General features: G+C 61.1%; 11 protein-coding genes and 1 pseudogene. All 12 read right to left on the bottom strand.

Annotation, left to right across the window (positions count from 1 at the left end; translation table 11 throughout):
* Nucleotides 1-900: 900 nt before the first annotated feature.
* Nucleotides 901-1,221, bottom strand: a complete 321-nt coding sequence (locus tag ACX12D_RS00275; RefSeq protein ID WP_459372466.1) for a hypothetical protein — start codon at nucleotides 1,219-1,221, stop codon at nucleotides 901-903.
* A 368-nt stretch (nucleotides 1,222-1,589) separates the two neighbouring features.
* Complete coding sequence (locus ACX12D_RS00270) at nucleotides 1,590-1,976, bottom strand: barstar family protein (protein WP_459372465.1); 387 nt, start codon at nucleotides 1,974-1,976, stop codon at nucleotides 1,590-1,592.
* A 78-nt stretch (nucleotides 1,977-2,054) separates the two neighbouring features.
* Nucleotides 2,055-2,285: pseudogene (locus ACX12D_RS00265) on the bottom strand (DUF2846 domain-containing protein); the annotation flags it as partial.
* 39 nt (nucleotides 2,286-2,324) lie between these two features.
* Complete coding sequence (locus ACX12D_RS00260; RefSeq protein WP_459372464.1) at nucleotides 2,325-2,615, bottom strand: barstar family protein; 291 nt, start codon at nucleotides 2,613-2,615, stop codon at nucleotides 2,325-2,327.
* A 124-nt stretch (nucleotides 2,616-2,739) separates the two neighbouring features.
* The gene (locus ACX12D_RS00255; RefSeq protein WP_459372463.1) at nucleotides 2,740-3,189 is read right to left on the bottom strand and encodes a hypothetical protein; all 450 of its coding nucleotides are present in this window, start codon (nucleotides 3,187-3,189) and stop codon (nucleotides 2,740-2,742) included.
* 152 nt (nucleotides 3,190-3,341) lie between these two features.
* Nucleotides 3,342-3,608 (bottom strand): hypothetical protein, encoded by a 267-nt coding sequence (locus ACX12D_RS00250; RefSeq protein ID WP_459372462.1) that lies wholly within the window; start codon nucleotides 3,606-3,608, stop codon nucleotides 3,342-3,344.
* A gap of 192 nt (nucleotides 3,609-3,800) precedes the next feature.
* Nucleotides 3,801-4,259 carry a DUF2846 domain-containing protein gene (locus ACX12D_RS00245; RefSeq protein ID WP_459372461.1) on the bottom strand — a complete coding sequence of 153 codons (459 nt, stop codon included), beginning with the start codon at nucleotides 4,257-4,259 and terminating at the stop codon, nucleotides 3,801-3,803.
* Entirely contained in the window at nucleotides 4,256-4,666 is a 411-nt protein-coding gene (locus ACX12D_RS00240) for a hypothetical protein (protein WP_459372460.1), read from the bottom strand. Before ACX12D_RS00240 ends, ACX12D_RS00245 begins: the two co-directional genes overlap by 4 nt.
* Nucleotides 4,667-4,727: 61 nt before the next feature.
* Nucleotides 4,728-5,021 (bottom strand): hypothetical protein, encoded by a 294-nt coding sequence (locus ACX12D_RS00235; RefSeq protein WP_459372459.1) that lies wholly within the window; start codon nucleotides 5,019-5,021, stop codon nucleotides 4,728-4,730.
* A gap of 9 nt (nucleotides 5,022-5,030) precedes the next feature.
* Nucleotides 5,031-5,372, bottom strand: a complete 342-nt coding sequence (locus ACX12D_RS00230; RefSeq protein WP_459372458.1) for a hypothetical protein — start codon at nucleotides 5,370-5,372, stop codon at nucleotides 5,031-5,033.
* Nucleotides 5,373-5,387: 15 nt separating this feature from the next.
* Nucleotides 5,388-6,167 carry a hypothetical protein gene (locus ACX12D_RS00225; RefSeq protein WP_459372457.1) on the bottom strand — a complete coding sequence of 260 codons (780 nt, stop codon included), beginning with the start codon at nucleotides 6,165-6,167 and terminating at the stop codon, nucleotides 5,388-5,390.
* Nucleotides 6,167-14,161 (bottom strand): two-partner secretion domain-containing protein, encoded by a 7,995-nt coding sequence (locus ACX12D_RS00220; protein WP_459372456.1) that lies wholly within the window; start codon nucleotides 14,159-14,161, stop codon nucleotides 6,167-6,169. The genes ACX12D_RS00225 and ACX12D_RS00220 overlap by 1 nt, the downstream gene beginning before the upstream one ends.
* Nucleotides 14,162-14,229 lie beyond the last annotated feature (68 nt).

Genomic DNA, 14,229 nt, shown 5'->3' with positions numbered 1-14,229 from the left:
CGGCACGGTTCTGGTGCGCTGCCGCACCAGAAGTATGGAAAGTTGGGGAACGCAGGGGTGTCGGTGCCGCGCGGAGCGGCGGCAGAGCCGGCCGTTGCATCACGGCGCGCCACAAGTAGACCAATCGGCGCACCAATCAGTGCGACGAAATCTGCAGGCATGCAGGCCGCATCGAGCACGAGGCGCGCTGCGATGGACGCACCCGGGCGCAGCGTAAGCAACTGCGTGGGGAGATCCGTGCCAACGGTAATCGGCAAATCTGCAGAGCTGAGATCCCTGCAAAACCCGGTGTGCAGGTCCTTGCCAGATAGTGCAATTTCTCATACATCGGTGCCGGGGTTGGCTATGGACACGCGGAGATGGCCAGGATCGTCGTCATCAACTCAGCCAAAAATCCTCCATAGCTCCTGCCTGACATAGTCAAGCCGAATATTCCCAATTACTCTTTCCTCTGCAGTTTCTTTTTCTATATAAAATCAGAGAACCCGGATTTTGAACCCGCCAGGACCCTATATATTGAAGCAGCTTCACGGAACCGTGGATCATCCATATCGCGACACTCTGAGATGGCCTCGATTACCGCAGAGATCCCAGGCAAGAACACCAACCCACCCTCCCGCCTATAAATTTCCAGTAACTCCGTGAGTACAATTTTCACGGGCTCCGTACTTTGATTTTCCATTTTCCAACTTTATCCTAACTGACTGCCCAACAGACTCACCCATTCGATTAAAGTACTTTTATCGCGCTAAGGCGTGTCGTACACCAAGCGAAAAACCTTGCGCCATCCATATCGTGATATGACGTATAGACGAAGAAAGAGGAAAACAGTCCCCTTGCTCCTCATTTTAAGCACCCTTTTAGTACGCCAACTTTTCCTCAACTAAAAATTAACTTCCTTTACCTAGACTCGAGAATCTTGGCATTCCAAAGTATCTCGTCCACTCTTCCATGGCCGATCAATCTGGTATTCTCGCGAACTTCGAACTCATCTCCGGCTTTTATTTTTCCTGAGAAAAACTGCCAGCTTGCAAAGCTGATTTGCGCCTTGAGCTTTTCGCCCGGAAAGTGGAAATCGTTGTTCTCATAGGAATGTATTCCACTTGCCAGGTAGTCAACGGCCGCGAACTTGTGATGCGGAGCGTACCCGTCGCGCACGCCCGCCGTCTTTGGTCTTTCCACATCCTCCGAGATCACGAAGGTTGCCAGGATGTGATGCATCAATTTCTCTCAAAAGTCATGCTCAACATCTTTGAGCAAGGAATTGAACAATTCCATTTCTGTCTTCTCCTTCCCCATGTGTCCGCCTTATTAGCTTTGAGGAATAAACTGAACAGATGTACCTGCCCCAAGCTCCTTCTGGAGTTGTTTCCAGAGTTGCACACCATGCACATTGTGCTGGACCCGCGCCTCCTCCGATTCGAATCTCGAGTCCGGCGGATACGACCGCACGACTTGGCTGGCTGCGCTTATCCCAAGCGACTCTCCGCCATCTGGGAGTCGAGGATTCCCGGATGGCGCTCAGCCGTTATGAACCAAGGCTGAGAGGTACTGTGGCAACAACATTGCCACTCTAACGCGGTGGCCAACTATCCCTCTCGCAGCAAGCGTTCGACAGTCTCCTTGGCCGACTCGGCAAATACGACATCGAAGCGATGAACTTCCTCGGGACCCCAATCCTGAACCGAGTCGCGCAACAAACGTAAGTAGATCTTCAACTCTGACTGCGGCAACATCGGTAGCTCAAGGTGAACTAACACGATGTCGTGTTCATTCATCCAACTGAAGTCGCGAAGGCAGTCAAACAACGCATTCCAGTTAAAGCCAAAATAGGCCGGAAATTCGAGCAAGGACGCGAGCGCATCAAGTAAGGCGCTATTCGTTCCGATGGCCGAGGGAAGCACGGCAACAAATGCGTCCTTCCGGCGGTAGCCGTCCGGTTGCGCCTCGTAACGAAATGGATAGCCGATTTCCATCGCATTTACCTTTTCACGGGAATGAACGTTTTGTAGTGGTCGGGCGTGTAATACACCTCACCATTTTGCCCAGTCACGACGGCCAACCATCAGGCCCACTGACGGCGAGCTGCGCACGTACTTCGTTTCCCCACCGTCCAGGGCGAAGCTGAGCGTCTTCTCTGTTTCCGTCGCCGCCGAGGCCACATATTTGCCAGCAGGCCGGTCCACAAAGAAGAAGCCGCCTGGCTTGGATTCCCCCACAACCTGGCCGTTGAGGCGAAGGTCCGGTTGGATCGCGGCACCGAACATCGTGGCCGAGCGCAGGAATTACATTTAACAAAATTGAGATGGCCAGTGTTTTTTTACCTAAAAATCGATCTTATAAGTAAATTTTTCAACCCAACCGAATCCCTCATCCTGGATTTTCACCCTCTCCAGTATTTTGATAATATCAAAATACGATTTACCCATGAATTTTTTTGATACACCTGCATTCACCCATCTTAAAAAAATGGGTCTCCCCACACCTGAACTAAGCAGGTCCCATAACGCGTCCGTATTGAAGCCGTAAGATGCCTCAACACCAAGGATGGAAGCTAGCTCTCGATGAAAGTCCACCTCGCTTCTCACCACCTCGCCATTTATTTGAATATTCATTGCGCACCCTACAGCCATCCCCCGCCGCCACGGAGCCTCCACGCCGAGCCGTGCGGCCCTAAATCCAGCGAGAATCGCTCCCTTTCACACACACAGGATTGCCCGTCTCGTCACGTCGTGGTGTTCACTTGCCCGGGGCTTCACAAGTCTTCAGAAACCTGGCGTCTACCGGACGCTTAAGAGCAATGCCATCAGGCCCGCCTGCCTCTACCTTGGAAACGGTCAATTGGCATGCGCTGCCCGTCCAGTGAAGCACCGCCTCATAGTCTGCCCCTGACTCCGGGCTCCACAATGCGGCGACACGACATTGATATGAATTTTGAACATTGGCACCTATGACAAATGTATCGAGCAGGAAAGGCTTGCCAGCATGAATGTAGGCTTCCGAGAAACGCTTGCTAGCCTGGGCGTCATTGCCGGGAATCCCAAGACTAGCGTTGTAGTGAACCAATGGGTTGTCAAACAGAGCGATACGCTGTTCGCCAAGCTCCACGCCCTGCTTGATGCAGTCTCCCGCCGGCATGTTGGAAAAGGTGTGGAAGCTTGTGCTTGCCGACGGGCCTGTCTTCACCATCCGTATCCTGGCACGGTCGCCCGACGTGGGCTCCGGATATCTCGTTACGCACGCGGTCAGGACGAGTGCACAAGCGCTCAAAATCAAGGTTCTCATCATTCCTGGCATGGAGGTTGGCTTTCACTCATATCAATGTTGCCCATTTCGCGAAGTTAGCGCTTGGCCACCGACCGGGGCCGCAGCATGAACGGCACGCGTTTATCCTGGCCAGCGCCAGGCTGGCGCTCATACGCGAGCAGTCCGCATCGTCCATCGCCGCCGATCGACGTCCCTTGCAGCAGCACGACGAGCTCGTAATCGCGCCCTGCTTCGGGTGTCATCACTGCCGCCGCGCGACACACAAGACTGCCATCAAGCGTGGCCGCAGACATTAGCGAGAGCGGCTGTCCCGCGCTCACGTAGCGCTCGAGCACCGGCATGTTGGTATCCTGATCTGTCGCGGCCGGCATGCCGATGCGCTCGCTTTCCAGATGGCGCTAAATGACCCGCGTTACACGTGTGCAAATGACGCGACGCACCGCTCCGGTTGAAGGCCAGGGAATAGCTGCCGGGCACCCGTCTTAGCTACCCGAGTCGCGACGGCGTGACGCCACTCAGTCTGGCCCGCTTACTCACTTGGCCGACGCCTTCACCACGTCCCCGGTATAGCTCAAGGACGACAGCTCCTCCTTGGCCTTGTCAGGCGTTTCCAGCTCCAGCACCACGCGGCCAACCATCAGGCCCACCGACGGCGAACTGCGCACGTACTTCGTTTCCCCACCGTCCAGGGCGAAACTGAGCGTCTTCTCCGTTTCCGTCGCGGCCGAAGCCACATATTTGCCAGCGGGCCGGTCCACGAAGAAGAAGCCGCCGGGCTTGGATTCCCCCACAACCTGGCCGTTGAGGCGAAGGTCCGGTTGAATCGCGGCGCCGAATATGGAGGCCGAGCGCAAGAAGTAAATGCGCCCCTCACCCGGCTTGATCGTCGGGATGGAGGCCGCCATATCGGAATGCTTCACACCCGATGCGCAACCCGCCATCAGCAGCGACATTGCCATCCCACCCATTACCATACGTACAACTCGTTTCATTCGGTCTCTCCAAAGGTCAGAGGTACTGCGGTTGAAAGCGGGGAATAGTTCTGTTCCCCCGGCAAATAGAAGCCCACCAGCTTTTTGTCTTTGAGGACAAGGTAGGCTTCGTGGACCTGACGGCCCTCGATTGTGAAGATCGTTCCGACCGGCCGGTAGACGACCCCTTGCGGCACGCGTCCCACCGGCTTCCATACGGATTTGGCGGCCAATGTTCGCGAGTACCCCGTATCGAGTTGGATCACTGCTGGTGCCTGGATCGTGATGGATCGCGCCGTGGCCCCATCCTGTGCAAGTTCGACGGAAGATGGTGTCGTTGCGATCATCGGGGCGCAACCGGAAAGGGCGACGCCGCAGGCAAATAGCGCCCAGAGCAGGCGCAAACGCATCAGAGCTAGGGTGTTCATAAAAGCGTATGTTTGGATTTAGTTTCTGAAAGCCAAGCCTCGATTCGGAAAGCTGCGCACTCTAAAGTATCTCGCCCACTCTTCCATGGCCGATCAATCTGGCATTCTCGCGAACCTCGAATTCGTCTCCGACTTTTATTTTGTCTGAGAAGAACTGCCAGCTTGCAAAGCTGATTCTTGCCTTGAGTTCTTCGCCCGGAAAGTGGAAATCGTTGTCCTCATAGGAATGTATTCCACTTGCCAGGTAGTCAACGGCCGCGAACTTGTGATGCGGAGCGTATCCGTTGCGCACGCCCGCCGTCTTTGGCCTTTCCACATCCGCCGAGATCACGAAGGTTGCCAGGATGTGATGCATCAATTTCTCTCAAAAAGCATGCCAAAAATCTTTGAGCAAAGAATTGAACAGCTCCGTTTTGTCCCTCTCCTTCCCATGTGCCCGCCTTATTAGTTTTGTGGAATAAACATCAACAGATGTACCAGCCCCAAGCTCCTGCTGGAGTTGTTTCCAGAGTTGCACACCACGCACATTGTGCTGGACCCGCGCCTCCTCCGATTCGAATCTCGAGTCCGGCGGATACGGCAACACCCGAATCACCGACAGCGCGTTGCTTGCCTTGATACCGGATTCCAGGCTGCCGAGCATGGTGCGCCCGCCGGTGTCGTGCCAGCGGTCGCCGCCGCTGCGGTCTTCCTGCCAGCGTCCCACCCAATCGGCGACGCTCTAAAACGGGGGTTCATTGGTGATGCGAAACATTCCCGGCCTGAACAGTTCTTTGGCTTCCACGCGCCGGGTTGAAAATAGAAGAAAATTATCCGCCACATCAAACAGTCTTGGCGTCAATATCAAGAGGGAGCCTTGGTCGATCTCATCGATTATGAAGTCATAATCTCGCATTTTTTTTGCATCGACCTCTGCGGCATACTCTTTGCCAAAGAAAGTAGCCCAGGCGAGATTTGGAATACCCCGTTGCTCCAATGCGACGGCAGGCGCACCAGCGACAAAATCATCCTGTGCAATGCGGGCGTCATCTCCCACGCCAAATGCGCCACGCCTAACCTCAATATCCGTGAATAAATGCATAACGGCAAATTTTGGCTCTGCCAATTCACACAGTTGACGAAATAGCCCCAGCCAGTCGACCTTTGTGTCTGCAGCAGCATCGAACGTGAACCAACCTGGTCGAAGCTGACCACGCTGATTCAGCAAGGTATGATGCATATCCGCCCTACACTTTACCGTCTTGCCTCGCCTCCACATGGAGTTCCATTTTGTAATAATTCGACCGTTTACGCCCGCATCAATAACGACCTCTGGAGCCCATAACTCCTCGCAATCCGCCACTCCTTTGAATGGCTTCGTGATTGCTTCATTGTTATCAAAATACTCTGGCGTCAATCTTGAATCTGTATTGCAGAATGCCTCAATTACTCTCCTTCCAAATCCCCACTCCGTCGTATCAATATTGGTTGTTATTGAAATTCGTACTTTTGGCTTACTCATCAGTATGGCCTTATTAGAACGGGGGTCAATGCTTGCGTTACTGGGTTAAATTTGTACACACTGCCGCCCACTGCCTTTATTGCATCCCATACCTGTGTCGTTATAACCTGATTGCTAGGACTCACAACCAAAGTATAAGGAATTCCCGTTTGCGCAGAGTACTGGATCTGCGCTCGAAGTTGATCGTCCATCGACAACTTCACGACATTCTTAGCCTCCACAATCCCAACGGGTCGACCGAGGTTGTCTGGAATGGTCGTCACTTGCGCGCCGCCCGGCAGCGTAACCTTGATTGGCGTAGTGTTTTCCGGCAGCCCGGTTGCCTGATTCAAAGCATTCTGGAAAGAACGCCCATTGACCCAATTTTGCCCGATTTGCGAACTACCACCAGCGGAATTTGCCCAGGACACACCATTGCTTGCGTCTGTACGCAAAACCGGCACCTGGCTTCCCGAACTATCCAGCGTGAAATATTGACCACTTGGTCGCTGAAAGACGGGGGTCACGCCGTCGGCAGCAGTTCCAGCAACCGAGAGCGAGCCGCCCCCTGGTCCGGTGAACGTGCCATCTGCGTTAGCTATATAGCCCTTCGGAAGGCCGATACTCCCGGCATCGCCGGTGGCTGTTGAGGTCACGACATCGGCTGCAGCGGCGCTACCCCGTAGAACACGTGTTAGCAGCCCGATGCCGGACGCTACAGCCAAGCCTGCATCCACGGCTGTGCCAAGCAGCGCACGATTCAGATCCCGAATCGTCGAGCCGTTGACCATCGCAATCTGACGGTCATACTCAACGAGACTGGCTTGCGCACTGTCCCTGCAAACAGCCTGGCAGTCCGGGTTGGTCAGCAAAGCTTGGACATCGGCTCTTTGACTCTGCAGATTCAGCCCTAGAAGCGTCCGCTGGTTCGGATCGCTCACCTTTTGAACAAAATCCGCAGTTTGAGCGTTGCTCTTCAGACGGAACTCGGCGGTGACGGTGCTTTCGCACATTGCGTTACCGCTACAACCGGCCAGCCTGGCGCTCTTTTCCGAGATCGTCTTCGCCGATAGTGCGTTGTTGGCGACTTCGTTCTGCGCGGCGCTTGCGGCGGACGTCACATTCGTGCCGAGCAATGCGCCCGCCGCGCCGCCAACGAGCGTGGCAAGCGCCGTAATAGCTGCGTTGGATGCGGTGTCGTTGTACTGCGTAGTGCGGCTACCGTCTGCGTTTTCAACCGCCGTCTGGCTGCCACCGTAGATAGCATCCCGGATCAGTGGAGCGGCCAAAGCGCTCGCCGCCCCGCCAACCGCACCGCCCGCGCAATCGCCCCCACTCAGGCTAGCCGCAGCACACCCAAGGAGCGCGTGACCAGCCGCGTTAGCCAGGATCGTGCCGGTATCCGCGCCGACCGCGCCGATGCCCGGCAGCCTCACGCCAATAGCATTGGCCCCAACCGCCGCCGCATCCCGCACCAGCCCGTTCGCAAAGGCCTGGCCAAAGCTGCCGCCGTAGGCCACGGTATTGACCCCGGCGCTAATGGCAGAGCGCACCACGCTCGCAGTGACGTAGCCGCCGAGGTTGGACTGAACAGCATCCCAGGTGCCCTTGGCAAGGTTCTCGCCAATACTCTTGATGCCCACATCACCCAGCTCCAATCCACCCAGCGCGCCCTGCGTGAGGCCTGCTGTCACCCCCGAGACAACGCCGGCCTTGAGCGCCGCACCCATGTTCAGCGAGCCTGTGGTAATCAACTGGCTCGCCATACTCGACAGCGTGCCGGCAATCAGGCCGTCAATGGCTACGGCCATCATCGCCTGCATCGCAGTCATTTCAGCCAGCGCCATGCCCATCAAGGCCGCCCCGGCCCCCGCTGTCACGATAGAAATCGCTACCGCCGCGACCATCGCCACCACCATGCCGATGGGGCCGAACCCGCCCTTCTTCTCCTTAATAAACTGCGTATGAATATCGTCAGCGACCGTGCCTTCGGTGTAGTTCAACCCCAGGTTGGCCTTCAGCTGATTCACCAGCGCCACGGTTGCGGCCTCGTCGACCGTGCCGTCGGCGTTGCGGATCAGGAATGCATTGTTGACCGCGTGGATGCTGTCGGCCTCGATGTTCATGCGCATTGCGCTCATGAACCCGCCGGGCTGCACCACGGTGCCGGTGATCACGTTCCAGCCGCCCTGGGCCTTATAGGCCGAGGTGCCGATGTCCACCACGTTGGGGCCTGCGTCGATGCTGCCGGCCTTCACGTTGAGCGTGTCGGCCGCCGTGATGGCGCCGCTGTTGCGCAGTTGGCCGGCGATGTCCAGGCTCACGTTGTCGCCGGCGATGGTGCCGCCGGTCGGCTTGGTGAGCGCCTGTGCGTAGCCCTCGGGCAGGTAGACCTGCGGCACGAGCGCGTTCACCGTGGGGCACGCCGTGCTGGCTACGGTGTTGCAGCTCGGGTCGGGAACGGCTTGCTGCACGTACCAGAGCAGGGGCTTGTCGAGCTCGTTGACCTGCGTCTGCGTCAGCGCCGTGCCCAGCGCGATGTTGTGCGCTTTGGCGTAGTCCGCCGCGTTCTTGTAGAGGCTCAGCTTTTCCTGGTCGGTGACCGAGAGCTGGTTCTGGCTGTCCCAGGCCAGGCCGTTGATGAAGCTGGCTTGGCCTGTCTGTTGCAGCGCGGCTTGCTGGAGCCTTTGTCCTTCGGTGTAGGGGTCGTAGTAGAAGCTGACCTTGCCCGGGCGCAGTTCGGCGGGCAGCTGCGCGAGCAGGCTGTCGGGCGTGACGCCGGCCAGCACGGCGGTGGCCGGGCTGTTGTTCAGGTATTGGGCGCGGTCTGTGGTGCCGTTGGGCGCGGTGACCGGATTGCCGCCGAGGTTGGCGTTGAAGTGCCAGTCGATGGTCTGGCTGCTGCCGGTGGTGGGCGCCGCCGGTGTGGCCACGATGACCGGGTTGAACTGCCAGGGGGTGGTCGGGTTGTTCACCGGCGTGGCGGCCGGTACCGCGCCGGCTGGCGCCACCACCGGCCCCAGCGAGATGACCTGCTGCGCGCCCGTCGAAGGCGGGGTCGGCTGGTTCGGGCTGGTGTAGCCGTTCACCAGGGCGGCGCCGGTGACGTCGACCTTGCTGCCCATCAGGTTGCCGGTGTTGAGCACCTGGCCGCCGGCCGTCACCGACAGCGCGTTGCTGGCCTGGATACCGGACTCCAGGCTGCCGAGCGTGGCGCGCCCGCCGGTGTCGTGCCAGTGGTCGCCGCCGCTGCGGTCTTCCTGCCAGCGCCCCACCCAATCGGCGTTGAGCGGGATGCTGTTGTTGTCGATGCTGCCGGCCATGCCGACCGTCACGTTGCGCCCGCCGGTGATGAGCGCGCCCTTGTTGGTCAGGTTCGTGCCGGAGAGCTGGACGTCGCGCGCCGCGGAGATGACGCCGGCTGGGCCGGCGGCGGCGTCCTCATCCGCCGCGCACTGGCTGTTGCCATAGGTGCCACCGGGATTGCAGCCGCCCGCGTAAGGCGGGTTCTGGCCGCCGTAGCTCTTGTGCAGCCGCGCTGTATCCATGGTGGTGTTGACCAGCGTCGGCGCGGTAATCGAGACATCGCCCGTCAGCGACTGAATGGCACCGGACCGGTTGGTCACGCTGCTGGAGGCGTTCAGGCTCACATCGCCCTGCGCGGCCAGCGTTGCGTTCAGGTTCTGGATGTTGGCCGCGCTGATCGTGAGCGTCTGGCCAGCGGCCACCGTGCTGGGCGTCTGCTGCCAGGCAAGGGAATCCACGCGGGGATTGCTGTCGCCCGGGCAGTCCGGCGCACCCGCCACGCAGCCGGGCGTTGTGGTGATCTTGCTGTCGTAGACGCCCTGGTTGGTGAATGTGCCCGGCGTCTTGATGGCGACCTTGCCCGCTGCGGCCAGGTCGCCGGCATTGGTCAGGTCGCCGGTGCCGGTGAGATTCAGGTTGCCGCCGGCGGTGATCTGGCCGGCTTTGCCAAGTTGGTAGCTGGTAGTGACCTGGCTGGGCGCGGCAGCAGCCGCACCAGTGGCAGTCTTGCCTTGCGTGACCGCCGACCATGGCGGCGGCGCGAAGCAGCTGTCGCAGGCACTCATGCTCGGCGGCACGCCGTAGACCAGCGGCCCCCGTCCGTAGACATCGGTATTGCCCGTTGTGAGTGCCGCGAGCCGTGCCATGAAGGCCGAGAGCTCGCCCTGGTTCACCGAATCCCCGGTACTGTTGACCAGCGTTGCAGAACGGCTGTTGTCCAGGCTGCCAACGTTGAGCGTAACGTTCCTGCCCGCCGAAACGATGCCGCCCTTGTTCGAAAGCGAGGCCGTGCCGATGTCGAGGTTCCCGCCACTGATGATCTGGCCGGCGGTCCCGTCGGCCTGCCGCACCACCGTATGGTCGACGGTGGGTATCCCGCCAATATTGAGGGTGCTTCCGGGCGCCAGCAGGGACACTGGCACGCGATCGCGGCCCAGGGTGCCGGGGATCAGGTGCCACAGATCTTGTCCAAATTGCTGGTCCCCGTTCGAGGGAATAATTTCCGCGCCACGAACCAGCAACACGGAGCCGTCGGGATTGCGCGTGATGTCGGCCAGCGTGATGTTGGAGATTGCGCCTGGTACATAGGCAGAGCAGCTGTCGCAGGATCCCCCTGGCAACCAGGGCGAATAGCTGCCGATGATGGTCGAGTTGAGCAGACTGTCGTTGACCACCTTGGTGGTGGAGCTACCCGCATCCACCGGCGCGGTGCGGTCATTGATGACCGCGCCTGCGGCGATATGCAGGTTGCCGTTGGCGCCGATCACGCTGCCGATGTTGTTGAGCGTGCCGGAGATATCGACCTTGATGTCGCCGCCGGCCTGGGTAGTGCCGCCACGGTTGTCGTAATCGCCGCCGGTGACGGTCAGATTGCCCAGGGCCTCGGCGGTGCCCTGGTTGGCCACGTTGCCGCCCAGCGCCAGATTGCCGTTGGCGTGCAGGGTGCCGGTGTTCGTCAAGGCGCCAGCGGACAGCGAGAGATGGCTGCCGCTGACGATCTGCCCGGCATTGGTGAGCGTGCCGCCGGTGGCCAGGGTCAGGTCGCCGGATTTCTGGATCGTGCCGGTATTGGTGATGCCCTGGCTGGCATTGAGCACCACGTTGCCACCCGGCACGTTCCACGTGCCGGTGTTGTTGATGGCCAGCGCGGCGAGCGTCAGGGTGGCGTTGGCGTTCAGCACGCCGGTGGTGGCCGCCGATGGGTCGAACACCTGGTTCGGCGTATTCACGCTCAGGCTGTTGCCCGCCAGGATCTGGCCCGCCGCGTTGTTGAAGCTCCCGTTGCCACCCGTGATACTCAGCGTCAGGTCGCCCACCGTGGGCGCGTGTCCGGCGAGGTCGCCGGCGAAGAGGGTGCCGCCCTGGTTGCTGGCGAGCGTGCCGCTGGTGACGGTGAGAATCTTCGCGCCTGCGATCAGGCCCTGGGCATTGTCCAGGGCATTCGCCGCCGTGACGTTGACGGTCTGGCCGCCCACGGTGCCGCGGTTGATCAGGTTGGTGGCGGTCAGGCTGACCTGGTTGCCCGCGAGCGTCCCGGCGTTGCTCACGGCGCCGCCGTTGACCGTGAGCTGCTGCGTGGCAATGGTGGCACCGCTGTTGGCAATGGACTGGCCGCCCAGCGTCATATTGGCGGCCGTGGTGTCGCCGGTCAGGGCGAGGTTGCGGGTGGCCGACGCGTCGAGCTTGCCGGTGACGGCATTGCCCCCGCTTGCGCCTGAACCCGCCACCGAGCCGATCTGGATATCCGTGCCACGCAACGTAGCGTTGCCGCCCACCCAGGTGAGCTGACCCGCCTTGAGCGTCTGCCCGGCCGTGGCCGCCAGATCACCGCCGGTCAGCACGCTGCCGCCCAGGGTGAGGTTTTGTCCCGCATTCACGGTGGCGCTGCCCACACTGGAGAGCGCTCCGCTCACCGTGGCCGAGCCGGCCGCGGCCTGGATCGTGGTGTTGCCGCCGCTGGCCAGGCTGCCGGCCACGTTGGCATTCTGCCCCGCCGCGATTGCCGCATCGCCATCGCTGCTCAGCGCGCCGTTGATCGCGGCGCTGCCGGCGGTGGCGGTAATGGTGGTCTTGCCCGCGCTCTGGGCCTGGCCGCCCACCGTGACGTTCTGCGCAGCGGTGAGGGAGAGGCTGGCATTGCTGCCGATCTGCCCGCTGGTGGTGATGCTCCCACTGCGGGCGGTCACGCCAACCGGGCCGGTGGCGAGCACCTGGCCGCCGAGATTGGCATCCGTGCCTGCGGTGACGACGAGCGTGCCGGGCGACACGACGTTGCCGGTGGTGGTGACATTGCCGGTGACACCGGTGAGCGACACATTGCCGCCGGTGCTGCCCGCCATGCCGTTGATGGTGAGATGGCGTTGGGTCGACAAGTCCAGATCGGCTGCCGAGACCGCGCTGCCGTCGATGGTGGTGTCGCGCGCCGCGTTGAGCTGGATCGCTCCCGGCGCGCTGACATCGCCACGCAAATGGATATCGCCACGGCCATCGTTGCCCGCCGCCGAGATGGCGATCTGCGACCCACCGACCGCGCCGCCCACATCCACGCTGCCGCCGGCGGCCAGGGTCACGGCGTTCTGCGCCTGGATGCCACCGGCCCCGTTGATCGAGCCACCCGCGGAAACCGCCACGGCCTTGCCCGCGTTCAGCGTGCCGCCCAGTGTGGCGTCCTGCCCCGCGTTGAGGGTGTATCCGGCCTCGCTGTGGCCATTGCCCGACGCCGTCACGGCGCCGGCGGCATTGAGCGCGACCGCCTGCTTGGCGTAGGTGCTGCCAACCTTCAGGTTGCCGGCGGAGTCCAGCGTCAGGTTGCTGGCCGACGCCGCGAGATTGCCATCGGCGCGCACGCCCAGGCCCGCGGCGGTGCTCACGATATGGATCTGGCCGGCAGTCATGGCACCGAACGCGGTGGCGTCGATCGCCAGGCCGCTGGCCGCACTGGTGTTGCTGGCCGCGTTGTTTGCGCCGGTGGCCGTGGTGGCAAAGGCGCCGCCGGATGACGTAGCGGAGGGCGTGACCAACTGGCGCCCTGCCACGAGGTTGATCTGGTTGCCCGCGTAAAGCGCCGCATCGACACCGATCGACTCGGCGATCAGGTTGATGTTGCCGACCGTGCCCTCGATGCCCACGCCGTTGGGGTTCCCCGGCGACGGATTGGCAATCTGTACGCGTCCGCCCTGCACGAGGAAGCCGGCGGCAGTGGCGGCATCGAAGCTGGTGGATGTCCCGGTGCTCGACAGGAACTGCGGCACGCCCGTGGTGAGCGTCACCTGGGTGGTGTTGGTGAAGCTCGCACCACGGGTATAGACTCCGCCGGGCGCGGCGATCACAACCCCGGCCGGAGCGCCGAACACTTCAATGGTGCCGTTGACCTGGGCGGGCGTCTGGCTGGTGACCTGGTTGATGATCAGGCCAGCCGGGCCAGAGGTGGCCAGGTTGGCGTTGGCGCCAACCTGGCCGCCGAGGAATGTGCCGCCGCCGGTGGTGCTGTTGTTGAGGATCAGGCCGATCGGATCGACCACGAATGCGCGGTACTGGTTGAGCGAGATACCCGCCGCGTTGGGCGTGGTGATGCCCACCACGGGCACGCCGCCCGCCGGCGCGCCTGGTCCGCTGGTGGTGCTGATCGCGGGGGTAAAACGCACCGGCGCGTTCGGGTCGGTGACCGGCGCCGCGTGCGCCGCCGCAGGACCAAAGCTGACCGTCACCGGCAGGTGCGCGACCGCCCAGCGCATCAGGCTTTGCCGCGCGGCGCCGGACTGGATCGCAACACTGGCCGGATCCGAGGCGCCCGCCGCCAACGCCCCTGCCGCCTGCCGGGCTTGCTGCAAGGACACCTGCAGCGGCGCAAGCCAGGTCGTGATGGCCACCACGCCAGCCAGCGCACGCACCCACAAGCGGCGACGGCCACGCTCCGCCATGGAGAGGCCGGGCAACGGATCGGATTGTGCGTTGTCCTGAGGCAGAGCGGCTTGTTTCACGCGGTACATGGTGCTTCCTGGCAGTGCGTCGAGCTGGATGGTCGAGCTGGATGTCTAGGGGCTGGTTGCGTAGGAGG

This window comes from Cupriavidus sp. PET2-C1, assembly GCF_054515855.1.
Note: the sequence above shows the minus strand (reverse complement) of the source record. Positions and strands in the feature narration are given on the sequence as shown.